Annotated in this window: 19 protein-coding genes; 4 read left to right on the top strand and 15 right to left on the bottom strand. The window is 63.3% G+C overall.

Annotation, left to right across the window (positions count from 1 at the left end; translation table 11 throughout):
* The first annotated feature begins 49 nt into the window (after nt 1-49).
* Nucleotides 50-742: a hypothetical protein gene (locus tag KR767_RS17060; RefSeq protein WP_250877149.1), complete on the top strand. Its 693-nt coding sequence runs from the start codon at nt 50-52 to the stop codon at nt 740-742.
* Between the two features lie 234 nt (nt 743-976).
* Here KR767_RS17060 and KR767_RS17055 read toward each other — a convergent pair whose 3' ends face one another.
* Complete coding sequence (locus KR767_RS17055) at nt 977-1,183, bottom strand: DUF3606 domain-containing protein (protein ID WP_250877148.1); 207 nt, start codon at nt 1,181-1,183, stop codon at nt 977-979.
* Nucleotides 1,184-1,652: 469 nt separating this feature from the next.
* Here KR767_RS17055 and KR767_RS17050 point away from each other — a divergent pair, with 469 nt between their 5' ends.
* Entirely contained in the window at nt 1,653-10,055 is an 8,403-nt protein-coding gene (locus KR767_RS17050; RefSeq protein WP_250877147.1) for a glycoside hydrolase family 94 protein, read from the top strand.
* A gap of 216 nt (nt 10,056-10,271) precedes the next feature.
* On the opposite strand, the gene KR767_RS17045 is transcribed toward KR767_RS17050, so the two are convergent.
* The 12 genes from KR767_RS17045 to KR767_RS16990 form a co-directional block, all read right to left on the bottom strand.
* Nucleotides 10,272-11,504, bottom strand: coding sequence for an FtsX-like permease family protein (locus KR767_RS17045; protein ID WP_166946605.1), 1,233 nt, complete (start codon nt 11,502-11,504; stop codon nt 10,272-10,274).
* A gap of 7 nt (nt 11,505-11,511) precedes the next feature.
* Nucleotides 11,512-12,843, bottom strand: a complete 1,332-nt coding sequence (locus tag KR767_RS17040; protein WP_250877146.1) for an ABC transporter permease — start codon at nt 12,841-12,843, stop codon at nt 11,512-11,514.
* Between the two features lie 48 nt (nt 12,844-12,891).
* Complete coding sequence (locus tag KR767_RS17035) at nt 12,892-13,509, bottom strand: hypothetical protein (protein WP_166946604.1); 618 nt, start codon at nt 13,507-13,509, stop codon at nt 12,892-12,894.
* A complete protein-coding gene (locus tag KR767_RS17030; protein WP_250877145.1) occupies nt 13,506-14,066 on the bottom strand; it encodes a DUF6817 domain-containing protein in 561 nt (186 codons plus the stop codon). Before KR767_RS17030 ends, KR767_RS17035 begins: the two co-directional genes overlap by 4 nt.
* Nucleotides 14,063-14,662 carry a 2OG-Fe(II) oxygenase gene (locus tag KR767_RS17025; RefSeq protein ID WP_250877144.1) on the bottom strand — a complete coding sequence of 200 codons (600 nt, stop codon included), beginning with the start codon at nt 14,660-14,662 and terminating at the stop codon, nt 14,063-14,065. Before KR767_RS17025 ends, KR767_RS17030 begins: the two co-directional genes overlap by 4 nt.
* A complete protein-coding gene (locus KR767_RS17020; protein WP_250877143.1) occupies nt 14,659-16,824 on the bottom strand; it encodes a peptidase domain-containing ABC transporter in 2,166 nt (721 codons plus the stop codon). Before KR767_RS17020 ends, KR767_RS17025 begins: the two co-directional genes overlap by 4 nt.
* Entirely contained in the window at nt 16,821-17,315 is a 495-nt protein-coding gene (locus tag KR767_RS17015; RefSeq protein ID WP_250877142.1) for a hypothetical protein, read from the bottom strand. Before KR767_RS17015 ends, KR767_RS17020 begins: the two co-directional genes overlap by 4 nt.
* Nucleotides 17,312-18,484 carry a radical SAM protein gene (locus KR767_RS17010; protein WP_250877141.1) on the bottom strand — a complete coding sequence of 391 codons (1,173 nt, stop codon included), beginning with the start codon at nt 18,482-18,484 and terminating at the stop codon, nt 17,312-17,314. The genes KR767_RS17015 and KR767_RS17010 overlap by 4 nt, the downstream gene beginning before the upstream one ends.
* A 74-nt stretch (nt 18,485-18,558) precedes the next feature.
* Nucleotides 18,559-18,753: a hypothetical protein gene (locus KR767_RS17005; protein WP_166946598.1), complete on the bottom strand. Its 195-nt coding sequence runs from the start codon at nt 18,751-18,753 to the stop codon at nt 18,559-18,561.
* Nucleotides 18,754-18,769: 16 nt separating this feature from the next.
* Nucleotides 18,770-19,972 carry a hypothetical protein gene (locus KR767_RS17000; RefSeq protein WP_250877140.1) on the bottom strand — a complete coding sequence of 401 codons (1,203 nt, stop codon included), beginning with the start codon at nt 19,970-19,972 and terminating at the stop codon, nt 18,770-18,772.
* A gap of 25 nt (nt 19,973-19,997) precedes the next feature.
* Nucleotides 19,998-20,888, bottom strand: coding sequence for a prolyl hydroxylase family protein (locus tag KR767_RS16995; protein WP_250877139.1), 891 nt, complete (start codon nt 20,886-20,888; stop codon nt 19,998-20,000).
* Nucleotides 20,889-21,296: 408 nt separating this feature from the next.
* A complete protein-coding gene (locus tag KR767_RS16990) occupies nt 21,297-22,274 on the bottom strand; it encodes a glycosyltransferase family 9 protein (protein WP_250877138.1) in 978 nt (325 codons plus the stop codon).
* A 92-nt stretch (nt 22,275-22,366) separates the two neighbouring features.
* On the opposite strand from KR767_RS16990, the gene KR767_RS16985 reads away from it, so the two are divergent.
* Nucleotides 22,367-22,786, top strand: a complete 420-nt coding sequence (locus KR767_RS16985; protein WP_250877137.1) for a hypothetical protein — start codon at nt 22,367-22,369, stop codon at nt 22,784-22,786.
* A 112-nt stretch (nt 22,787-22,898) separates the two neighbouring features.
* Here KR767_RS16985 and KR767_RS16980 read toward each other — a convergent pair whose 3' ends face one another.
* Nucleotides 22,899-23,741 carry a helix-turn-helix transcriptional regulator gene (locus tag KR767_RS16980; RefSeq protein ID WP_250877136.1) on the bottom strand — a complete coding sequence of 281 codons (843 nt, stop codon included), beginning with the start codon at nt 23,739-23,741 and terminating at the stop codon, nt 22,899-22,901.
* A gap of 110 nt (nt 23,742-23,851) precedes the next feature.
* On the opposite strand from KR767_RS16980, the gene KR767_RS16975 reads away from it, so the two are divergent.
* Nucleotides 23,852-24,568, top strand: a complete 717-nt coding sequence (locus tag KR767_RS16975) for an SDR family oxidoreductase (RefSeq protein WP_250877135.1) — start codon at nt 23,852-23,854, stop codon at nt 24,566-24,568.
* A gap of 4 nt (nt 24,569-24,572) precedes the next feature.
* On the opposite strand, the gene KR767_RS16970 is transcribed toward KR767_RS16975, so the two are convergent.
* Nucleotides 24,573-25,358, bottom strand: a complete 786-nt coding sequence (locus tag KR767_RS16970; protein ID WP_250877134.1) for a DUF899 domain-containing protein — start codon at nt 25,356-25,358, stop codon at nt 24,573-24,575.
* Between the last annotated feature and the right edge of the window lie 96 nt (nt 25,359-25,454).

The following is a 25,454-nucleotide window of genomic DNA, read 5'->3' as shown; positions in this document are numbered from 1 at the left end:
ATCAGCAAAAAAGCGCGGTATCACGATGTAAAGAAGGGGAGATTCATGGATGAGTAGTTCCACCATCAAAGACAGGCTTGCCGGGCCTGCGTCGCTTTATGCCACCAGGCAGCCATTATTGTTCCTGGCACTGGCGCCGGTCATGGTGTGCATGCTGATCATCCTGGTTCCGGCATCGGTCATCGGTCTGTTTCTGATCCTTCCCGGGCTGTCCGGCCTGGCGGGGCTCATAGGCCTGACCATGGCGTGGTTCGGTTTATTGGCGCCGGGATTCGCGGTGCGCCGCGAGGGAACCATCGTGTTTCTCATGGCATGCTCGGTGCCAGCCATTATCTTTGGCCTGTGCTTGCTGGCGTCGGACACCCGCAACGCATCGAATCACTGGGTTGATCCGATCATGGCGGCAGGGCCCGCGTCGGCGGCATTTGCCGTGCTCGCGGCGTTCTTTCTGACTGGCGTAATGGCCTGGAATTCTGCTGCGATCAAGCCCGTGGCGGTTTATATTCGACGCTGGAAGATCGCCGGCATTATCGTGACCTGCATGACGCTACCGCTCCCCCTGGGCTATGCGCTGATCGTCACCGGATATCCGAAAACCATCTGGCAAGAACAGGCCGCCCAGGCTGATGTACTGTCTCGACGTGTAGATGGGCATTTTCGGTGGCCAAAATCGAGCTACTTTCTGTATCAGCGCGTCATCAGTCGTGCTGTATGGCAGCCCTCCCTGTTTGCCGAACGGTAGGCGGCCCGTTCGTCTGAGAAGGCATTGGTTCGGCCGCTGATCAACGGTTGAGAGGCGGCATTTTTTTCAAGGTCGGGGCGTTGTTCGTAGACCGACCACAGCCCGTACCACTCCCCTGTGTCACGCGAGACGGGCAGGGTAACCACCCATACCCAGAAACGCCCAGCGTGCCGTGGAAATGTCATGCCGGTTCCCGATGGAGTAGCGACTCATGGACGAGCCCGGCCTGTGGGATCAGATGCGACCCGGCGTAAAAAGGCGTCTACGTCGACGAATTTCGGCTCTTACGTCCGCCGGAATATCCCCGACCGCAGCAACTGCAAGACAAAGATCGTTCGGCGTAACGCCAAGCGTTCTGGTCCAGTAACGAATGTCCGACACTTGCGAGGTATCAATGCGCGCTGCAAGCTGCGAAGGAACCAAAGGAGGAGTAGCGCTCATCGGCGTCCGGCGCTTCGTCGGATAGGTCTCATGTCATGAATTCCTTATGGCATACAACAGTGATCGCATGGGCGTGATGAAAATCGTAGTTTCCCGTTACGCATGCGAGCTTGGTCGAGTTCCCAGAGCCGGCACGGTCGTCTCACGGCACTCACATAACTAGGATCAGGCTTCTCGCCTAGCGCCTCCCGCTTTCCTGGCCACAGGCCCGACATCGACTCATCCGTCGGGAAATTTCTGTCTCTTTAGCCTCAGGACTTCGATTTGCATCGACGGTCCTGCCGCTCCGTCTTCCTCGTCGACTGGCGTTCTTTGCCTGGAGTCAAACCATGCTTGCTCCTTTCCGCTCTACCCTGAGGGTATAGCCCTGTTCTGGCGACGGAACACGCGGAACTCCACCCGCATCGAACGTGAGCCCGCGTTACGCGCCGAGCTCTTCAATACCGAACAGCTGGAAGCGCATGGGCAGGTGCTTGCGCGTAGGCATGCGCTGGCTGCGAAGCGTTCGCCGGAATGGCTACTCCCACGCCTGGCGGATAATGAGCGCGTCATCCTGGAATCCTGCCGTAGCCTGATGGCAGCAGGCGGCCAGGGTGAAGGGCTGCCGCCCGCCGGTGAGTGGCTTCTTGATAACCTTTACCTCATCGAGGAACAGATCCGTAGCGCCAACAAGGATCTTCCGAAGGGTTACAGCCGAGAGCTGCCCCAGTTGGATGATGGCCCCTCGCAGGGCCTGCCTCGCGTCTACGACATCGCCATGGAGGTCATTTCCCATGGCGATGGTCGTATCGATGCACCCGGCCTGGCGCGGTTCCTCGATGCGTACCAGCGCGTCCACCCCCTGAGCCTGGGCGAATTATGGGCCGTGCCGATCATGCTGAGGCTGGCTCTGCTCGAAAACCTCAGGCGCATTGCCGTGCGCATCGTGCTGGACAGGGCCCGGCGACGCCGGGCCACCCGCTGGGCCGACAGCATGATCCGGATGGCGGCTGCTGACCCGAAAAACGTCGTGCTCGTCGTGGCGGACATGGCGCGCTCGTCACCGGTCATGAGCGCCCCGTTCGTTGCCGAACTCGTGCGGCGCCTGCAAGGGCAGGGGCCTGCACTGGCCATGCCGCTAGGTTGGGTGGAGCAGCGGCTGGCGGAATCCGGGCGAAGCATCGATTACCTGATCCAGATCGAGTCCCAGCAGCAGGCCGCCCAACAGGTGTCCGTGGGAAACAGCATCGGAAGCCTGCGTGCATTGTCGACGATCGACTGGAGGGATTTCGTCGAAACGGCAAGCCTCGTCGAGGCATGCCTGCGCGAAGACCCGGCTGGTATCTATGCCCGCATGGACTTTGCCAGTCGCGATCAGTACCGGCATATCATCGAGCGCCTGGCACGCACCGGCAGTAGTGATGAACTCGCTACCGCTCGCAGGGCGATTGAAGTCTCCCGATCCGGTAATGGGCTGGCGAGTCATGTGGGTTATCACCTGCTGGGTGCCGGTCGCGTCGACCTTGAAAGGCAGCTTGACGTCAGACGTCAGGTGGCCTCGCGCTGTAGGCGCCTTTTCGACAGGGCACCTGTCGGTATTTCGCTGGGTTTGTTCGTCGTACTGAGCATATCCCTTGGCCTTGGCCTGCTAGCTACCGCTGCGCTGCCGGCGCATTCCACATGGATAGCCGGCTTGCTGGCCTGCGGAATACTGGTGGTTACCAGCCAGCTGGTCCTGACCTTGCTCAATGTGTTTGCCTCCTGGGCAGCCACGCCGGATGCGCTGGCACGCATGGACTACACCAAGGGTATTCCAACCCAGGCACGCACCATGGTTGTCGTGCCTACGCTGCTCGGAAAACCTTCCGATGTCGATGATGTGGTCGATGCGCTGGAGATCCGCTTTCTTGCCAACCGCGACGACAACCTGCATTTCGCCTTGCTCACCGACTATCTTGATGCCGATCAACAGACCACATCAGGCGATGCCTCGATCATTAAAAAAGCGAAGGAGGCCATTGCCGTACTGAATGCTCGTTACCCGGAGCCGTCTGCGGGTCGTTTCTACCTGTTTCACCGACCGCGTGAATGGAGCGCCACCGAGCAGCGCTGGATTGGCGCCGACAGGAAGCGAGGGAAGCTTGCCGCGGTAAATGCGTTGCTGCGTGGCGAGGGCGACCATCTGTTCGAACTGGTCGCAGGTGACCTGGGCAGCCTGCCGCCCGTGCGCTATGTGATCACGCTGGATACCGACACCCTTCTGCCGCGCGATACGGCACGCCAACTCATCGCTGCCATGGATCACCCCCTCAATCGCCCCGTTTTCGACGACACGAGGAAGCGTGTGACCGAGGGCTACGGCATCATGCAACCACGCGTGGCGATCGCGCTCCCCGCCCAGGCGCGCTCACGTTATGCCCGCTTGTATGGCGCTGACGCCGGCATCGATCCGTATACGCGTGCCGTGTCGGATGTCTATCAGGACCTGTTCCACGAAGGCTCTTTCATCGGCAAGGGCATCTACGACATCGATGCCTTCGAGAAGGCGATGGCCGGACGACTGAGGCCCGAACGGGTGCTCAGCCATGATCTCATCGAGGGCTGCTTTGCCCGCTCTGCCTTGCTCAGCGATGTACTGGTGTTCGAGGAAATCCCGGAGCGATACGTTGATGACAGCCTTCGTCACCAGCGATGGATACGGGGGGACTGGCAGCTCATGCCCTGGTTGCTTCCCATCGTGCCCACGGCATCAGGCTGGCATCGCAATGACCTCGGCGGCCTGTCTCGCTGGAAGATTTTCGACAATCTCCGTCGCAGTCTCGTGCCGCTCGCCACCTTGCTTCTCCTGGTGTCTGGCTGGCTCCTGATCGATCCGGCCGTCACCTGGACCCTGGCCCTGATGTCGATCGCGATCATTCCCTCGTTGCTACAGGCCATGGTAGATGCCGTCCGCAAGCCGGACGACACGGCCTGGGGCCAGCACGGCCGCATCGCCCTGGCGGGGACCGGGCAACATGTGCTGCGCTTCGCGCTGTTCATCGCGTGGCTGCCTCACGAAGTCCGGATCAGCCTTGATGCCATCCTGCGATCAATATGGCGTGTCACCGTAAGCCACCGGCATCTCCTCGAGTGGCGATCCTCCGGCGAAGTCCAGCGGCAGGGGCGGGGCGTACACGGCGTTCCCTGGCGCGTGCTCTGGAGTGGCCCCGCGTTGGCGGCCCTCCTTGTCTGTGTGCTCGCACTCCACAGACTGGAAGTACTGCCCGTGGCACTACCTTTTCTGGTTTTGTGGGCAGCCTCGCCGGTATTCGCATGGTGGGTCAGCCGGCCACATATCGTTCGCCGGTTCGCTCCCAACCTATCCGAGCATGCCTTGCTTCGCCAGCTGGCCCGCCGTACCTGGGCTTTTTTCGAGACGCATGCAGGAGCAGACAATCACTGGCTCCCACCCGACAACCTCCAGCTCAACCCTGAGTCGCGCCTGGCCCGTCGTACATCTCCCACCAATATGGGCCTGGGGCTTCTCTCCGGACTGGCCGCCTACGACTTCGGCTACCTGGGGCTCGGCCGACTGCTCGAGCGCACATCGGCCTCCCTGGCGGCCATGGTGGCGCTTGAGCGGCATCGCGGACACTTCTTCAACTGGTATGACACCGAAACACTGCACCCCTTGCGCCCTCTCTACGTGTCGAGCGTGGACAGCGGCAATCTCGCGGGCCACCTGCTGACGCTGCAACGCGGTTTGCTGGGCCTGATGGACGAACCCGTATTCAGGGTGTCGTCGATCGAGGGTCTTCGCGACGCCGTGGCGATTCTGTCCAGCCATGTCGAGGATGCTGCAAGGAAAGAAGTGATGGCCTGGGCAGACAAGCTTGCGCAGGACGTGAACGAACCGCCGACGTCCATGCGGGCCGTATTGGCGTTCGCGATGGCGCAGCAGGAAAGAGCCGGACACGTACGCAAGGTGCTCACGCAGCGCTTTTCCGAAGATGCAGCATTCTGGCTTGATCGCATCACGGCACAGTGTGACGACCTGCTTGGCGAGGCGGCCCTGTGGCAGGATGTGGATGACGATCATGACGCCATCTTGTCACTCAGCACTCTCTCTTCGCTGACGATCGATCCGATTAGAGCGGGCAGTGCATCATCCCGCCTCGCGCTCCTGGCGCATACCGCTGCCCTGGCAGGGGAGCTGGCAGTCATGGATCAGCGCTTTCTCTATGACGAGAAGAGACATCTTTTCCCCATCGGCTACGACGTCGAAAGGCACGCGGCCGATGCATCGTTTTACGACCTGCTGGCGTCCGAGTCCCGCCTGACCACCTTCGTGGCCATCGCGCAGGGCCTGGTTCCCCAGGAAAGCTGGTTCTCGCTCGGCCGCGTGCTTACGACCACGAGCGGCTCCCCGGTGCTGCTTTCATGGACCGGATCCATGTTCGAGTACCTGATGCCGATGCTCGTGATGCCTTCATACGAGGGAAGTCTCCTCGACGAAACCTGCCGGGCCGCCGTAAGCCGCCAGATCGAATATGGGCGGCAACGCGGCGTTCCCTGGGGTGTATCGGAGTCCGGCTATAACGCCGTTGATGCACAGCTGACCTATCAGTACCGGGCGTTTGGCGTGCCCGGACTAGGGCTCAAGCGTGGCCTGGGAGACGACCTGGTCGTGGCGCCCTACGCTACGGTGCTGGCATTGATGGTGTCGCCAGCGGCGGCCACGGACAACCTGCGCAGGCTCGCCAATGCGGGGCTTGCGGGCCGCTTCGGTCTCTACGAAGCCATCGACTACACGCCGTCCCGGCTGCCACCAGGAGCCGACCACGTCATCGTGCGCTCGTACATGGCCCACCATCAGGGCATGTCCTTACTGGCCATTGGTCATGTATTGCTCGGGCAACCCATGAGGCGGCGATTCGAATCCAACCCGCACATCATGGCAACGAACCTCCTGCTGCAGGAGCGCGTTCCGCGCTCGGCAAACGAATACCTGCATGTGGGAGGCTTGGGCGAGGGCATGCCGACGACGGTAGCCACCGAACCCCGGCTCAGGCTTTTTACCGATCCGAATCGGCCCCGACCTGCGGTGCAATTGCTTTCCAACGGGCGCTACCACGTGATGGTCAGCAGCGCCGGTGGCGGCTACAGCCGCCAGAACGGCATGGCCGTGACGCGATGGCGTGAAGACATCACGCGCGATAACTATGGCATGTTCTGCTATGTGCGCGACCCCGAGTCGGGCGATGTATGGAGCACGGCCTACCAGCCCGTAAAGCGGGAAACCGAACGTTTCGAGGCGATCTTCGCCGAATCCCGGGCCGAGTTCCGCGTCCGTCACCGAGGATTCGAAACGCATACGGAAATCGTCGTGTCGCCCGAGGACGATATCGAGCTTCGCCGCACGCGTATCACTAACCGCGGCCGGACGCGACGCGTGGTCGAACTGACCAGCTATGCCGAGGTGGTGCTGGCCGCCCCCAATGGCGATACCGCACACCCGGCCTTCAGCAAGCTTTTCGTCACCACGGAAATCGTGGCCGAAATGCAAGCTTTGCTATGCACGAGGCGGCCACGTTCCTCCGACGAGGCGCCCCCGTGGATGTGTCATCTGGTGGCGGTTCACGATGCCGACATCGACGCCATTTCCTATGAAACCGACCGGGCGCGCTTCATCGGCCGCGGCCGCACGACGGCGCAACCCGCCGCGCTGGATCCCGAGGTCGAACGACTGTCCAACACGGCAGGCGCCGTGCTTGATCCCATGGTGGCGATACGCATCCGCATCACCCTGGAGCCCGAGCAGACCGCCACCCTGGATTTCGTGACAGGCATTGCCGATGCCCGGGAGGGCAGCATGCGGCTCATCGAGAAGTACAGGGATCGCCACCTGTCAGATCGTGTGTTCGACCTTGCCTGGACACATAGCCAGGTGTCGTTGCGGCAGGCCAATGCCACCCTGGCGGATGCCCAGCTCTACGAGCACATGGCCACCTCCATCCTTTATCCCAACCTTGCGCTGCGCTCGGAACCGGGCGTGATCGCCGCCAACCAGCGAGGACAGTCTGGCCTGTGGGGACAGGCTGTATCGGGCGACCTCCCGATCGTGCTGCTGCGAATCAGCGATATCGCCCGACTGGCCATCGCCGAGCAACTGATTCGCGCGGCAGCTTATTGGCGCCTGCGCGGTGTAGCCGTCGACCTGGTGATCTGGAACGAAGACAGCACCGGCTACCGCCAGGCTCTGCATGATGCGCTGACCGGCCTGCTGGCCTCAGGTGCGGAAGCCAACCTGCTCGATCGTCCCGGCGGTGTCTTCATCCGCGCCGCCCAGCCCCTGTCCCACGAGGACCGGCTCGTCATGGAGGCCAGTGCTTGCATCGTCGTGGTGGACAGCCTGGGCTCCTTGCAAGAACAGATGGAGCGTCATCGACTGGGCTCGCGACCGGCGCCTGCCGAGCCTTCAGTGTGGCCAGTCCGTCCCCGTGGCGATATGCCTGCCGCCATATCGCCCACAGGCGGCTTCTCCACCGATGGCACCGAATACGTCATAGAGCTGGACCCCGGGGCGACGACACCGGCGCCCTGGTGCAACGTATTGGCCAATCCCGAGTTCGGAAGCGTGGTGTCCGACAGTGGCAGCGCCTATACCTGGGCCGAGAACGCCCATGCCTGCCGCCTTACCCCCTGGCAGAACGATCCGGTGGAGGACGCCTCGGGCGAAGCCCTTTACCTGCGGGACGATATCAGCGGGCATGCCTGGTCGCCCACACCATGGCCCATGCGAGGGGAGGGTAGTTACACCATTCGTCATGGGTTCGGTTATTCCGTATTCGAACACGCGGAAGGTTCGATCCAGAGCCGGCTGGAAACCTTTGTCGCACTCGACGCTCCCGTAAAGTTTCAGGTACTCACGCTGTCCAATCACGGAAGCGAAAGCCGGCAGCTCTCAGTGACCGCCTATGTGGAATGGGTGCTGGGCGATGTGCGAGAGAAAAGCGCGATGCACGTGGTGACGGAGATCGACCCCATGACTGGCGCGCTGTTCGCACGAAACGCCTATAACAACGAGTTCCCGGGGCGGGTCGCCTTCTTCGACATCGGCGATCCAGAGCGCGACCTCGGCGGAGACCGCAGCGAATTCCTCGGGCGCAATGGGCATCTTTCGTCGCCGCTAGCCATGCGGCGCCGGAACTGGCTCAACAAAGCCGGTGCCGGCCTCGATCCATGCGGCGCGCTACGCGCGGGCGTGCTGCTGGCTCCGGGCGAGTCACGCGATGTCATCATCAGGCTCGGCATGGGCACCACCGAAGCAGATGCACGTGCGTTGGTACAGCGATTCCGCATCGATGGCGCTGCCGCGAGCGCATCTGCCGACATACGCCGTTACTGGCGTGACCTGCTGGGCACTGTCCAGGTACGCACACCGGATCCGTCGATGGATACGCTCGCCAACGGCTGGCTGCTCTACCAGACGATTGCCAGCCGGATATGGGCGCGAAGCGGTTACTACCAGTCGGGCGGTGCGATCGGCTTCCGAGACCAGCTACAGGACTCCATGGCCACCGTGCATGCGGCACCCGCGTTGGCGCGAAAACAGCTGCTGGTATGCGCTTCCCACCAGTTTCTGGAGGGCGACGTGCTGCACTGGTGGCATCCGCCCGGAGGGCGCGGTGTGCGCACGGCCTGCTCCGACGACTACCTCTGGCTGCCCCTGGCGACCAGCCGTTACGTGCAAACAACCGGTGACAACGCCGTACTGGTCGAAGGCATCGAGTACATCGAAGGCAGGGTGCTCCGAGCCGGTGAGGAGTCGTACTACGATCTGCCTCGGCCCTCGGGGGTCCGCGCCACCCTTTACGATCATTGCGTTCGCGCCATCCAGCACGCCGCCCGGCGGGGACGGCATGGCCTTCCCTTGATGGGTAGCGGCGACTGGAACGATGGCATGAACAGGGTGGGCGAGGGCGGACAAGGGGAGAGTGTCTGGCTCGGATTCTTCCTGGTTCATGTTCTCCACGCATTTATCCCCGTGGCCAGACAGCAGGGCGACGAGGCATTTGCCGAACACTGCCATTCGGAAGCCGGCAAGCTGTCCACCGCACTGGAAACCCACGCCTGGGACGGCGAATGGTACCGGCGCGCCTGGTTTGACGACGGTACGCCGCTGGGCTCTGCCAGCAATGACGAATGCCGTATCGACGCGATCGCCCAGAGCTGGTCGGTTCTCTCCGGTGTAGCGCCGGGCGAGCGACAGAGACAGGCCATGGATGCCCTGTATCACCACCTCGTGGATAGGGATAACGACCTGATCCGGCTGCTCGATCCGCCCTTCGACCAGTCGGCCATGGACCCCGGCTACATCGCAGGTTATGTGCCTGGCGTGCGCGAAAACGGTGGCCAATACACCCACGCCGCTGTCTGGGCGGCCATGGCCTTCGCCGGCATGGGGCGGCCGGACCAGGCGTGGGAACTCGCTCGCATGATCCATCCCGGCAGTCATACGAAAAACGCCGAGGCCATGGCGCGCTACAAAGTGGAACCTTACGTGATCGCCGCGGATGTCTATTCGGTCGCACCTCATGCAGGCAGGGGCGGCTGGAGCTGGTACACCGGCTCGGCCGGCTGGATGTACCGCCTGGTGATCGAGTCCTTGCTGGGTTTCAGCCTCGAAGGCGGCAAGATTCGCATCGCACCGTGCGTTCCCTCGACATGGAAAGCGTATGAGGTGACGTATCGGCATGGGACGGCGACGTATGTGTTTCAATTGCGGCCAGCGGGAGAGCACGATGTAGTCACGCTATCCCTCGATGGACAAGGCATTGAAACCGGCCTGATCACCCTGGCGGATGACGGCCGGGAACATCGGGTGGAGGTCGTATATGCGTCAGCCAGATGATGTGCGGGCACACCGCGGATGAGTACTCGCCATCTGGAAAGTGAGTCTTGAGGAGAAGCCTGCGCATGGCATTTCAGTTCCACCCGACCTTAGGCGCCGTTGACGAAACGCGCCGGATCATCGTGACCTCATCGGCACGGTTCTACGATGACCTCATCAACCGACTGCACTACACATACAAGCATGACGACATCCCGATGGAGATCGGGCGCGGCGCTAGACGGTACGTATGGCGACGGAGGGCTCGATGCGCGAAGCGCGGCGAGCGGGTGACAGGATGGCCAGCTGACCCAGCACGAGCATCGTCAACGCACCCAGGGGCAGGTACGACACCGGAAGGTGCGGGATCGCGAACCGTTGCATCAGCCAGAGGTTGATGGCGTAGGCCAGGGTCATGCCGATGATCACGCCGGTGCAGACCAGCAGTCCGTTTTCCAGCTGGAGCCACTGGAAGATATCCCGACGCCGCGCCCCCAATGCCCGGCGCACGCCGATCTGGCGCGTGCGTTGCTGTACCCAATAGCCGGTCAGGCCGAAGATCCCGGCGAGGGCGACCAGCAGTACCACCACGCTCACCGAGGTCAGTAGCCATACCGAGGCGCGGGAGCGGGCGAGCGCCTGGTCGCGCAAACTGGCATAGGTTTCGAAGTGGGGTTCGATGCCGGGCACCAGCTCGTTGCCGAGTTCACGCGTAACGGTGGCCTTGACGGCATCGACCAGGCGCGACATGTCGGCGTCGCCGCGGCCCCTGACGAGGAAGGTCGGGAGGGCCCAGGCGCCCGGGATGCCCGGAGCGACCATGCTGTAGTCGATATCGATCTTGCTGTCGTCGGTGATCTCGTTACGCATCAGGTGTTCGACGATGCCGACCACGGTGCGTCGTCCGGCGCTCGCATCGGCGCCGATGCGGATCACCTTGCCGAGCGCGTCGCCATGGGGGAACAGCCGCTCGGCCAGTGCGCGGGTGATCAGCGCGGGGCCACTCGCGTTGATACCGATATCCGTGTATTGGCGATTGCGCTCCTCCACGGAGAAATCCCGGCCGGCGACGATCCTCAGGCCGAGGGCGGCGGGAAGCCCGTTGCCGATGTACATCGCGCCGTTTGTCTTGGTGCCGTTGTCGGCGTAGAGATCGCCGTTCATCTGCACCAGCGTTTCCATGGGAATGGAGCCGGCGATGCTGGTGGCGGTGACGCCGGGGATATGGGCAAGCGCCGATTCGACCTCGAGCAGGCGCGACGGGGGCCACGGTGTACCCCTGGCGGTGACCTGCCAGGCGACCACCAGCTGGCCCGGTGCGCTGACGCCATCGGGCGCCATGATCGGCGTGAGACGCTGCTGGATGAGGAACATCACATTGCAGATGATCGCGCAGGCAAGCGCGACCTGGGCCACCACGAGGGCGGGCATGAAGTAGTGCCTGAGCAGGGGCGTGACGATATGGCGCATGGGAGGATCAGGCCTGCTTGATCTGTAATGCGGGAGACAGCTTGCAGGCCTGCCACGCCGGAAGGATGCCGACGACGACGCCCACGACCAGGGAGAGCAGGAGAAGCGAGACGAACGCCCGAAGGTCCATCCTTGCCGCCTCCGCATACGCTACCGGCTGCATCCGCACGATATGGAGGCCGAGATAGGTCAGGGGCAGGGCCAGAAGCCCGCCGACCACGCCGAGCAGGCCGGCTTCCAGCATGTGCTGCTCGAAGAGCGCGCGCCGGGTGGCACCGAGCGCGCGGCGCACGATCGTGTCGGCCTTCCTGCGCAGGAAGTACGCAGCCAGGATGCCGGCCACATTGACCATGCACAGCAACAGGAATGCCCCCGCGAGCATGGCGTTGAGGTTCACGTCGTCGGGTACCACGTGATTGGCTGCCATCCATGCCGACGTGCCGTACAGACGCGCCTGGGGCGGATAACGGAAACGTCCGGCCTGGTGCTGGGTGTCGGCGAAGGCGAGCAGGGTGTCGCGGAACGAGGACACATGGGTGGCCGAGGGCAATGCCGCCCATACCTCGAGCCAGCGGCAGCCTTCCACCTTGGTGGACTGGAAGGTGACCTTCGCGGAGTCGTCGCCGCAATCGCCCAGCGCCAACGGGCCCACGCCACCGTCCAGTGCCGCTTCCAGCGGCACCACCACCTGCTGGGCCTGTTCCAGCACCTGGCCGTCGTTATGTGGAAGATCCATGAACTTGGTGCGCGGCTTCCATGGCGCGTAGACGCCGATGACATGAAAGAGCCGCTGCCCCATCCTGAGGTCGCGCCCCACGGCGTTGTCCGTACCGAACATGCGCTGTGCGAGGTTCGTGTCGATCAGTACGACCGGCAGGCGATCGCGTTCTTCCTGGGGGCTCCAGGCCCGACCATGGACGAGGCCGAGTTGCAACAGCTCCGCCGCCTGGCCGTAGGCCATCAACCCCGCGACCTGGTCCGAGCGCGCACCGTCGGCGGTGCCGACCTGGGGAAAGGTGCTGGAAAAGGCGGCCTGGTGAGGGGCGCGGTGGATGTCCACCAGTGCCTTGGCATCGCCCAGCGAAAAGTAACTGTTGGGGCGCGTGTAGTTGGCGTTGTCGGAACTGCAGGCGGTCCGGGTATCCATGGTGGCGACGTACAACTGCTCGCTGACCCCGGGGATGGGGGTGCCCGACAGGGCGGCGAAGATGGTCAGGGCCGTCATGCACGAAGCGATGCCGACGGCCATCGTGCCGGTGAGCAGGATCACCATGGGCAGGTTCCTGACGCAGCGTCGGAAGGCCAGCCCCAGGTAATAGGTCGCAAGATCGGTCCGCACGGTGTACGACTCTCCATTCGCTTGCTGTCTATGCACCGCGTCGCCTGCTCATGCGAGAAGCGACACGTCGAACGTGGGGCCGAGATGCTCCCTGTCGTCGTATACGTGCCCGGCCAGGGGGCCGTCGGCGGCGACGAAATGAAAGAACAGCTGGCACCAGATCCCCTGAGGCAACGACTCGCGCCAGTGCGGCACCTCCATCCCTTTGTAAACCATCGCGTCGCCGACATCCAGTTCCACCGACAGAGTTTCGCCTTCCGATTCGACGAAGATCGGCCATAGTCCATTCGTATTGCGATAGCCCACGGTCAGGGTGACGCTGTATTCGCAGGCGCCACGATCAACGTGCTTCTTCAGGATGGACTCCGTCGTGTAGATCCTCGCGAACGAGTAGGTAGGTAGAAGCGGGGATCCCACATGGTCTTCCACGCGTTTCTGCACCAGGGGCATCATCGCCTCGCCCAGTGCATCCGCATAGCGATCCAGGGCGTGATAGCGCGGATGGGTATGGAAGTATCCTTCGACAGCCACGTAGGAAAGGTAATAACGGAAGGCGATGTCGAGGACGTCGGGGGCAAACAGGCCGGGGAGGCGGGCGTACTTGCGACGCGCGAAATCGGATCGGTCTTCCTGCGTCGTGCTGAGCGGCATTGCGGTGACGATCATGGCGCCTCCGGGCGGACATGGCTGACGAGATCGCGGGCCGCGGCGCGGCCGACGAGGGCGATACGCTGTTCGTCGGAAAGGCCGACGATCTTTTCCAGAAAGCCCGCGGTGGCGCGTTGTTCGAGCAGGTTCGCGCATTCGATGGCGAGCAGCTCGTGCAGTTCGTCGCGAGTGACGGCGATCGCCTCGCCGGTCACGCGATGGACGAGCGTCGGCGCGTCTCCATCGTACGAAAGCGCCTGTATCAGTGCCGCCGGGCGGTCCGAGACGCTGAACAGGTAAACCAGGCGCTCGGCGTCCGTGCCGATGAAGCCTTCCAATGTCCCGCGTTCGTCCGCGGACAGGCAGCGGTGGCGAAAGGCATTCGTGCCATAGACGCTGTGGAACATGCCGGCCACGCATGTCGATGGTGCGGCACCCCAGCGCAACAGGATGTCGTACGTGCCCGCGAGGTGCGCGTCGAGCGTGCGCGAGCCATGCGCCTGCGCCTGCGCACCCAAGACGAACAGACGGCCCAGCAGGGTTTCCCGCTCGGCGTGGGCCTCGATCGTCGTCATGGCACGAAGGTCTTGACGACGAGCGATATCCGCAACTCGGGACACTCGCGGCTCACACCGCGCGCCACGTGCGGAGTCGCCCCATTGAAAAGCACCAGGCGACCGGGCATGGGGAGCACGGCGTGGAGGATGTCGCCGGTCTCGGCGGAAAGGAACGACGTCTCGCCGGACCAGTCCGCGTCCCATGCGCCGTGCGCATAGTAGATCGCGGTGTAGCACCTGGGATCCTGGTTATCCGTGTGGATGTAGCCCTCGGTGCCGTAGGTATGGCCGTTGGCATAGACCCGGATCGGGCGATGACCCCTGAGCGGGCCTTCCGACAGCAGGCTCCACAGGGCGAACACGGGATGTTCCGAACCGAGGCGCGCGAGCGCGTCTTCGCAACTGGACGTCTCGTTTTCCTCGCCTCCTGCGAAATGGGCGTGCCAGAAACCGTAGCGGTCCCGTTCGCGCACCGACTTCCATCCATAGGCCCAGATAGGGCGACGCATCAGCGCCATGAGCGAGCGTCGCAACGCTTCGGGCACCAGGTGGTCGTGGATATCGACCTGGCCGATCGGCGGTCGTGCGATGACATCGTCGTCGAGTACGCTCATGCGGAAAGCTCCTTCTCCGGTTCCGTCGATAGGGGGCGCGAGACGCCATCGCCTGCCGCGGCGGACTGGGTCTCCGCAACACGCAGTTTTCCCCCCGCGAGTTCGTAGATCCGGTCGGCGATGGCCAGCGTCTGCGGGCGGTGGGCGATGATGATGCGCGTCACGCTGAGACCGCGGATCGCCTCGTTGACCAGCCGCTCGTTCTCGAGGTCGAGATGGCTGCTCGCTTCGTCGAGGATCAGCACGCGTGGCCGTCGATAGAGCGCCCTGGCGAGGATCAGCCGCTGGCGCTGCCCACCGGACAGCGACGCACCGAGATCCACGATGCGCGTGTCGTAGCGCAGCGGCATGCGCATGACTTCCTCGTGGATCTGCGCGAGCCTGCCCGCACGGACCACGTCCGCGCGGGAGAAATTCGGTTCGAAGAATGCGATGTTCTCCGCGATCGTGCCGTTGAACAGCTGGTCGTCCTGGAGGACGCATGCCACCGATCGCCGGAAGTGGTCATCGTCGATGGCATCGAGCGCGACGCCATTGATGGACACTCCACCGCGAGCGGGCACCAGGAGACCGAGGAGCAGTTTCGCCAGCGTGGACTTGCCCGTCCCCGACGGGCCCTTGATCGCGACGCACTCGCCATCGCCGACGTCGAGATCGACACCGTCGAGGATCCACGGGCCGTCGGCATCGTAGCGAAACGACAGGTCGCACACGTCGATCCGGTAATTGTCTCCGGCCGGAATGGTGCGTGCCCCTGGATTCCCGCCGTCGTGGGCGACGATATCGCCAAGGCGCGCGTTGTGCAGTCGAAGGGTGCGCCATTCGGAGGCCAGGTCCACCAGATGCGTGGAGCGGATCGAGAACTGCGACGCATAGGTCAGGTACGCGATGAGCATGCCTGGGCTGAGCTGGCCACGCATGACCAGCAGCGAGGCGGCGGCGATCGCACAGATCCAGTGCAGGCGGAGAATGAGCTGGCCTATGTCATCGACGATCATCGACCAGCGCTGGACCACCACGGTCGAGCGCGCCGCGTCGCTGGTGCGACGGGTGTATCGGGCGAGCTTGATCGGTTCGGCGCCCGTGGCCTTGATCGAGTGGATACCATGCAGCATCTCCAGCAGCAGGCCCTGCTGGGAGGATTGCGCATGGATGTTGCGCTCCACGGCCTGGAGATAATGCGGCAGGGTGACGGCGCGCAGGATGCCGTAGACCAGCGTGAAAGCCAGCGTGAGCGCCACCAGCATTGGCGAATAGAAGCAGATGATGATCAGCGAAAGGACGGCGGTGAGGCCGTCGAGCGCACCTTCGACGAAACGGTGCGTGACGACGCGCTTGATTTCCTCGATGGAGGCGAAGCGCGAATGGATATCGCTGATCGACCGCTTGATGAAGAACGTGTACGGAAGGCGCAGGAGCCGGGCGCATACTGCCGCATTCCAGCTGACCGACAGGCGTTCGCCCAGGGTCATCAGCAGATTCGACCGGCAAAGCGAAAGCAGCGCGTGGAGGCTGGCTACCGCGATGAAGCCGCAGGTTAACTTGATCAACAGTGACGTGTCCGCCGCGGGGATGATCGCGTCGGTGGCAGCCTGGACGAACAGTGGCGAGATCAGGGCCAGGATTTCGAGCGCCAGGGCAAGGCCGCCCACCGCGGCCAATCGGGAGGCCTGGTGTCGCAGGCCCTCGACCAGCAGGCGCAAGGCGCTCGTTCCACCGGAGGCCGCGCTCGGATGGAACGTGGTTCCGGGAGAGCACTCGATGGCGATGCCGGTGAAGCGTTTATCGAATTCGGCGGCATCGATCGTGGCGCGGCCGAGCGCGGGGTCGAGTACCGTGAAACGGCCGTCTGCCATCGACTCCAGGACGACGAAGTGGACGATGTCCCAATGCAGGACACAGGGAAGCTGTAGCCGCCCGAGATGGACAGGTTCGGCGCGGAAGATACGCGTGTCCAGGCCGATGCTTTGCGCCATGTTCGTGAGGGCGCTGACGCTGGTCCCGCGCGTAGACGGAATGAAGCGTTCTCTAAGCTGCTCCAGCGTCCAGCGCTGGCCATGGAAGTTCGCGACCATGGCCAGGCAGGCATGGGCGCATTCGAGCATCTCTGCCTGCAGGACGAGGGGGACGGCTCGACGACGGCTGAAGTGCGCCCGGGTCATCGACGCGCATCCCTGGCCGGGTGGCCGAAGACCCAGCCGAGCAGGCTTGAACGTGTCGTGACGCTCAGTGGCGTATCGCCAGGCCCGCGCGTCCAGGCGCCCCGGATCGCGATCCTGCCGTCCCGTGCCGAGGTCGGCGCACGGAGGATCGTTCCGTACATGTCGCCGAGCCTGACCTCCGCCCCGGCATGCAGCGGAGCCTCGCTACCGTTTGGCCTGCGAAACGAAACGCACGACGCAAGGCCTGCGCCGCAATCCTCGGCGGGAGCGACTTCGACCTGGCCGATGCGTCGTTCCTGCACGTGGATGCCGAGTCCTCCGACCAGCAGGAGCGCGACAAGGAGCAGGCATGCGGCGGCGACGACGTGCATTCCGCGCAGGGGTGCCGCGCTCTGCGTTCGCAGCCAGTCCACCCCGCCGGGGTGATCGAACACTTCGCGGCGGAGCAGCGGTGGAAGTTCGTCGCGATCGTCGGCGATCATGTCGCTCATGCCACGAGCACCCCGTCGTCGACGTCGGCTCGATCTTCACGCAGGCGGGCCTCGCCGCCCAGGAGCCGCTCGTCGACATGGCGATAGAAGGCGGTGAGTGCCTGGCAATACACCGAGCGGTTCTCGAATCCTCGTGCACGGGTGTATCGATGGGCCACCTCGCCGCCAGCGCACGAATCCGCATACACGCAACCGGCACAGGCCGCGGGCGCCTCGATCAGCGAACCGACCAGCGCCTCCAGGTGGGGTTGTCCGAGGTAATCGTCCAGCGTTGCATGGGCGATCGCGAGGTCGCGTTGCGACCAGAACCAATCGGTGGCGACCATGAAATCGTCCTGGATGCGGATGCGACCGTCGCTCAGCAGGGCAAACCCCAGGGTGATGCGAGAACGATCCCCGCGAATCCCGTGGCGCGCCGCGAGCAGGCCGCGGATCACGGTCTCGAAGAAGATGACTTCCACCGAGTCGCGATGATGCGTCAACCAGTAGTCGAACGTGTCGCACAGGAACGAGGCAAGTCGATCCTGGTCGGCACCGGACCACGGTTCGTCGGCGGTACGGTCGACGAAGAGCAGCTTGATCCGCCGGACGCCGAGGTCCTCGACGAGATGGCGGTACGACGGCACACCGGAGAAATCGTCCCCCATGACCGCCAGCGCCGTGAGATGGATGAGCCCGCCCTCGTCGAGTGGAAGCAGCCTGGAAAGCGTGTGGCGTACGCGGTCGTGGGAACCGCGATCGCGATGATCCATCCGATAGCGATCGTGAATGTCTTTCGGGCCATCGATGCTGATGCCGACGCCCATGCGTTGTTCGGCGAGCAGGGCGAGCCAATCGTCCGACAGATGGACCCCGTTCGTCTGCAGCGAGAAACCGACCGACAGTTCCGGCTCCAGCCGGCGTCGCGCTTCCAGGCAGAAACGACGGACATGGGCCGCCTTGGCCAGCGTCGGCTCGCCGCCATGGAAACCGAATACCACGCGAGGAAACGGGGTATCACGCCTGGCCTGCTCGACGAACGTCAGCAGATCGTCGAGATGGCCGGACGCCATGAGCGCGGGCCGCTCGTAGACCTCGGCGTTGTCGGCGGTGTAGTAATAGCAATAGCTACACTTGAGATTGCAGCGTTCGACGAGCTTGACGATGACGTACAGGGCGTTGATGCGCATGGCGGGCGTTCCTTCGGGCCGGGACTCCGGAAGACGAGGCGGTGTTGAACCGCCCCGTCCTGGTGGCTTGGCTGTCAGGCGCCCGGTGCTTTGGGCTGGCTGGTCACCGGGCCGCCCGGCTTGCCCGGCGGCACAGGCTGGACCGGTCCGACCTTCACCCAGCCACCGTCACCCCCAAAGATGTCCCTTGCTTCGATCTCGTCCAGTTCGCGCAGCACCAGTTCGGCCGCGGCCCTGGCGAGATCGTCCTTCTTTGCTTCAATGCTCATCTTCAAGTCTCCGTAATCAAGTTGCCACACCGGCAACAAGTATCTGCGGGCCCACAGATTCGTTTCCTGCCGGTTCCACCAGGGAAATCACGTCGTGCACGCGATCGTCGCCATGGTCTTCCAGGCAGGTCTTCAGGCGTCGCCACAGTTCGGCGCCGCCTTCGCTAAGGATGTCGGACGTGTCCAGAATGGGCAGGCAATCGGTGGCGAGCATGAGTCGTCGGCGCTCGATGCGGCGTTCGAGATCGCGCCGTTCCGCGCCTTCCGCTTCCACGGATTCCAGGGCCAGCAGGACATTGATATGTTCGTGAGCTGCGGTCAGCGCGCGACGGGAAGTCAGGTAGGAGCGGCGTGCGGGCACGTATTGCACCTCCTCGCGACCGGCGGCACCGAGGTTCATGACCAGGGCGAGCTGGCACAGGCGCTGGTGACATGCCGCGACCACCAGCACCTCGATGTAGTCGAGGCGATCCATGCCACAGGGCAGCGCGACGAGTCCGGGAAAGCGTGGGCTCGTTGCCGCGACATCGTTGCCCTTGGGTACCATGCACGCGCCGGCCAGGGCACCGCGTACCCACGTGCCGTAGGCGCCGCGTGTCGCGTCAAGCGTGGCGAAGGCCTCGACCAGGGTCGTGGACGTCGTCATATCGCCGGACAGCGAATGAGCAGGCGCCAGTGGATCGGGGAAGATGGCGGGCCGGGCGGACGAAACCGGCGCCATCATGTAGAAGCCCTGGCCATCGGCGTCAGGTGGCAACAGGAGTGGCAGGCTGTCCGCGAGGACCTTCCGCCCATGCCGCGTCCCGAACGACGCGTCGCCGGCTTGCGAACGGAGGGTGAGCATGCCCTCGGTCGCCAGCACATGGACATCGCCAGCCACGGAAACGACGTGACCATCCAGGAAGATCGATCCCTCCCGCTCCAGCGTGCAGGTGAACTCGAACGGATCGTGGTGAAAGGCGAGGATGAATTGCAGCGCCGCCAGCATGGGCTGCTGCTCCAGCGCATGGGACACCATGCCCAGTTCAGGCTTCCACGTACCCGATGCCGGCGGGGCGATGGCGGCGATCATGATCCCTGCGGCGTCGCTCGCCTGCGGGTCGATGGCCGACAACACGGTCTTTCGCGTGCGCTCGAAGACGCGCAGGGCCACCAACGCAGGCAAGGTCGCGGATTCGGCCTCGTAGGGCGAGGCGAAGGCCCGGGCAATCGATTCCATGAAGTCCCCCAAGGGTTGCTGCAGATCAGTGCTGCGATATGGCCCGGTCGCGAAGGAAATACGTCGCGATCCATTTTTCGCCTCTACCCAGCGGAGCGCCGGAATGCATGGTCAGCGATGCCGGCGACTGCTGCGGGTAGGCGAAATACACGGCCGAGCCGCGTTGCGGATAGATTTCCAGCTCGATATCCGTGAACGTCGTCACGCCCCCGTCCGGCGGGGTGTTGAGATACAGGATGAGCGTGGCGATACGCTGCCCTTCGCGGTCGATCAGGCCGCGATGGGCTTCCGGGTCGAAGAAGTCGTGATGCGGGCCGAAGTCCGCGCCGGGCCGGTACCTGACGACTTGGGTGTTTTCCATATGCGTCACGGGCCATCCCGTAAAGCGCGACACGCGTTGTTGGATGGCATCCACCAGTTCGCTCGCGCCGGGAAGGAAATTGGCCTGGTCGCTCGTGCGGCTGTAGGCTTCCTCGCCGTTCTCGTCGACGACGCCATCCGCGCGAATGATGAGGGATCGCCTCAACAAGGGCGTGGCGTCCGCGATGAGGCGTTCGCATTCGTCGGCGGAAAGGAAATCGCCGACCAGGCACAGGTCGGGATGATGCACTCGCACCTGTACGCTGGCCCCGCGATCGCCCAGGTCGAGGCGGGACGGGAGCCGCGTAAGGTCGGGGCCGACGCGTCGACCGTGCAACTGCGGTGAGATGCTCTTGCTGTCGAAGATCTCCGCGATGGCGTTTTCGGCGGCCTTCTCGTGCCAGCCGATGGACATCAGTTCGCCGCGGATGGCCTTGGCATCATGGCCGTGGGAGCGAAGCAGGCTGACGAAGCGGCGGCGGGCCAGCGTTTCGTCGACGACATGTGCGTCGATGGCGGTCGGACACGGCCCTACGGAATCCAGGATGACCTTCATCGGGTGCGTTCCCTGCGGATACTGCGTTTTAGTCACCTGGGGCACGACGGTACGCCAAGGCGACGAACGTCATGTCCTGGGGTCGAATTCGCTAGCGAGTGTCGCGATGCTTTCGTAAAGCCGCGACGAACTTCTGTTCCGTTTTCCCCAACTGTCGTATCGGCGTGCTTTAGCAGCGATACGAGCGAGGCCTGAGCCTACGGTCGCCGAGTTGATCGGGTCAATGCTTCATGGAAGGGTGATTTGTGAAAACGGAAAATCGTGTCGGTGATGACTGCATGCAAGCGATTGATTACATTCCCCGACTGAATTACTTGTAGGAATAGTCCTACAAGTAATTCAGTTCACGCCTACGCGTTAACTGCATCGATGGCGACGCATCGCGCAATTTCTTTCGAATCCACCAGGTCAGGCGCTTACGCGCTCGATGCGAGCCAGGGCATGGAGGTGATCGAGGACGGCATCCACGCCAATGTCGCTCATCGACTTTGCGGCCACATGACGAGCGCGCGTGAAGCGACATCCCCACAGCGCCGGTGACGTCGGACCGAAGAGACCGACGGTCGGCACGCGCGCGAAGTCGGCGACGTGGAGGAAATACGAGTCCACGCCGAGGAAAAGGTCCGCCGTGGCGACCAGTGCCGTGGTGGCCGCCAGATCCATGCCCTCGATGCTGAATACCCGGCGCTCGTGACGGCCGAAGTCGAGCCCTCGGTCGTCCGGGTCGATGACGACGGCGACATGGTCGTCATGCGAGTCAAGAAAGCGTTCGAGGACGGAACGAAAGCGATCGGCGTCCCATTCCTTGTCGGATTTCGTATGCGTGTGCACGACAAGCAGGCGGGCGTGGGCAGGCAATCGATCGCGAAGCTGCCGGCAGAGGGCGATCGAGCGCGTAGAGGGTGGCGGCAGGGTGGCGAAATCGTCGATGTGCAGGCGATCGTCCAGGTATCGCGCGATGACGAACGCACTGTCGGCCATGTGCGCTGTATCGGTGAGCGGGGCCAGACGGCCGCCATGGCTGGCGAGTCTCAGGTGGGGTATGTCGGGAAACCGGCGGACGATATCCAGGTTGTCGTCGGACTCCCACCAGTTGAGGTTGATGAAAGCATCGAAGTCGGAAGCGAATGTCTCGAACTGGGCGGGATCGAAGGCGAACGCGTTGTTTGCCGCGCCCATGCGGATCGCATGCACCGACCGGAAACCGGCGTCCGGATAGAAGCGCTCCCACGCGTCCGGTGTACCGGCGAACGACAGGCGTCCTTCGAAGATCCGTTGCAGGGCCAGAATGCCGGGACGGGCAAGGAGGTGGTCGCCGAACGCGCCGAAGAAGAAGGCGATCGGTCGCCGGGCCCTGCGCCAGGCCTGGATATCGTCGGTCATCATGCGTTGGCACCTTCCTGATGTCGAATGGAGCACGGGGAGCCAGGCCTGGCCTGGTCGCGTCATGGGGTCCGTTTATACCTCAGGCAACGGACGTGGCCGCGCCCGTCCACCTGGACGAAGGCTGCGCTATTCTGCGATCTTTCAGGGGTGGAGCAGGGCATGTCGACGGATCGTTCAGAAGTTTTTTGGGGTGTTTTTGGGCGAATATTGCCGCAACGGCATTATGTGCATTGGCATTTGCCATCTTTTCGGCGATCCAAAGCTACCGTGAAACGCAGCAGATCAATGCTTTGGTGAAGTCGATTACCACGATGGCGGCTCCCCCTGTTTCGTCGCCGTCAATGCCGTATTTTTCACCCGATCCACGCATTGCCTCTGAGGCGGCCCAAGCAAAACGCCCGCGTCGGCTGGCTAGTAACCAGCGTTGCGCGGGCGGAGTGGTGATCTTAGTGGACGGTAGCTCTTACACGCAGACCGGCGAGCGGTGTTCGGGTAGCTTCATCGTGCCGTAGGCGGCGCTCTGTGCGCCTTAGTCATCCACGAATACCGCATAATGTATATTATGTAAAATAAAGGAAATGAGTAATCCTAAGCCCGTAGCCGGAAACCCAGCACTCACCACCCTCAAAGCAACCTCCGAAGCGCATCCAAAGTACCATCCGTTTGCGACGGCGTTAGAACAATCAGCTTCACGTCTGACGAATCGTCGATTCCAAGGCTGGAGTACTCGAATGACATCGTTCCGGCGACGGGATGGTTGATGCGCTTTTCCCCCGACTGAGGGCGCAGTACCTCTTGTTGCTCCCACCACAGTGCGAATTCCTCACTCACGAGCGATAGATCCTCGATAAGCCGGGTGAAAGACACGTCCCCTGCGTGGCGTGCAAAATCCGCCCGGAACATAGCCAGCGCTGACCGGGCGACGGTTTCCCAGTCCGCGAGCATGGCTCGATGCCCCGGGTTGGCAAAAAGCAGATGCAGCGAGTTCCGCTGGTCGCCCTCCAGTTGCTCGTAGGGACCAAAAACCACATCGGCAGCACGATTCCAGGCGAGGATGTCCCACCGACGGCCGCGAACGAATGCCGGCTGGTCCTGGAGGCTGGCGAGCATTCGGCGAATGGGCTCCCCTACCCACTCGGGCTCGACCGCCTGGCTGGCATCCGGGGAGACGCGGAAAAGGACGAAAAGATGTTCTCGCTCGGCGGCGTCCAGCTGAAGTGCTCGGGCGATCGCCGACAGCACATCCCCTGATGGATTGACGTCACGACCTTGTTCGAGCCAGGTGTACCAGGTGGTTCCGACACCGGCGAGCATCGCCAGCTCTTCGCGTCGCAAGCCGGGCGTCCGCCGCCGGATGCCTGCCGGCAAGCCGACGTCATGCGGTGTGAGGCGCTCGCGCCTGTATCGCAGAAAGGCTCCCGCTTCGCGTTGTCGGACGGTGTTGCTGGGGATGCTGAGCGTGGTCATGACTTTAACGTAGTACTTTGGATACCAGGATCCACCAGGAACTGTTTGCCCTGAATGGTAGACGGGAAACTCGGGTCAGGGCGCTCTGCCCCGCCTGAGGAACTATATCCATGTCATTGCAACATATCGTAATCGTCGGCGGCTCATCCGGTATCGGGCTGGAGACTGCCAGGCTCCTGCTTGATACCGGTCATAGGGTCACTATTGCCGGACGAAGCAAGGCACGGCTGGACGTCGCGCTGGGTGTCACGGGTGGTAGAGCTTCAGCCGTGCAGATGGATGCAACCGACGAAGCCGCACTGCCTGACTGCCTCGCTCGACTCGAGCCCATCGACCACATGGTGCTTGCCCTCGGCAGTAGCAAAGGCGTCGGCCCTTTCGGCACCATTGCCCTTTCGAACGTCAAGGCGGGTTTCGAGGAAAAGGTGTATGCGCACATTGCCTGTGCGCAAGCGGCTCTACCGTTTATCAGTACGGATGGCAGCCTGATCTTCGTTTCAGGGCTGGCGGCACAGACCGCTACACCGGGAACTGCTGGTATTGCTGCTGCCAACGCGGCGGTCGCGGCACTGGTGCCGGTGCTTGCCGTGGAACTTGCGCCGATACGGGTCAACGGCGTGTCGCCCGGTGTCGTCGATACACCATGGTGGGAGGCCGTTCCCGACGAGCATAAGCAGGCCTTGTTTGCCGAATATGCGGACAAGACGCCCGTTGGGCGAATCGGCCTCGCTCAGGACGTCGCCCAGGCGATTGCCTTTCTGATCAGCAACCGCTTCATGAGCGGGCACATGCTCACCTGCGACGGGGGGCTTCGTCACACGGCCTGATGCCTCACGGGTACTCGTCATGCCTCCGCATCCAGATGCCCTTCTCGTTACGTCCCAGCGGCGCCCGGTCGAGCCATTGGTAGAGGCACCAAAGCGCATCCAGGCCGCGAGAATAAGCGGAATACGCATGATGGACGACACCGTCTTCGAGGGTGAACGTGCTGATGCCGGGGCGGTCGCGCGCATAGGTGGCGACGTCGGTGCCGGTCATGGCGGCGATCTGCGCGACCGGCCCGTTGTCTTTGCGGCTCTGCCATTGGACCTCCTCGTCGGTGGACGGGCCGGCCAATGGCGGTTCGTGTTGGTAGTTGTATTCGATGCTTCCCGCGCGCTGCTGGTCTTCACTGAACCAGACGTTGAAGTCTGTATTGAAGTCGGTGTCACCAGACGACGCCCAGGGAAAGGTCCAGCCCATACGCCGTTTGAAGGCCTGCAGTGTCGCCAGGGGAGCACGCGATACCACATGGAATGCGACGTCGTGGTTTTCGAGATGGGCCACGATGCCGTCGAATCCGTCGGCGATCGACGAGCATGAGGGGCATCCGGCCGTGTAGTCGGGGCCATACATGAAGTGATAGATGATCAGCTGGGAGCGCCCCTTGAACAGCTCGGCCAGTGAGAGGGTGCCCTCATCGGTAGCGAAGCGATAGGGCTTGTCGACTCGCACCCATGGTAACGCCTGGCGTCGTCGGGCCAGTGCGTCGCTGCGCCGGGTCAGCTCTTTCTCTTCCGCCAGCAGTTCGAGACGGGCATCGAGCCATTCCTTGCGTGATACCACTGGATGTGACATGGCGATACTCCTGGTCAGGGCAATGGATGCGAGCGGCTACCACGCCGCGGTAATCCGGGAACGGATGCCTCACTGAGGACAGTATGGAAACGTTGT

The sequence above is a fragment of the Luteibacter anthropi genome, from assembly GCF_023699965.1.
GTDB lineage: Bacteria > Pseudomonadota > Gammaproteobacteria > Xanthomonadales > Rhodanobacteraceae > Luteibacter > Luteibacter anthropi.
The sequence above is the reverse complement of the archived record's forward strand: the minus strand, read 5'-3'. Positions and strand labels throughout refer to the sequence as shown.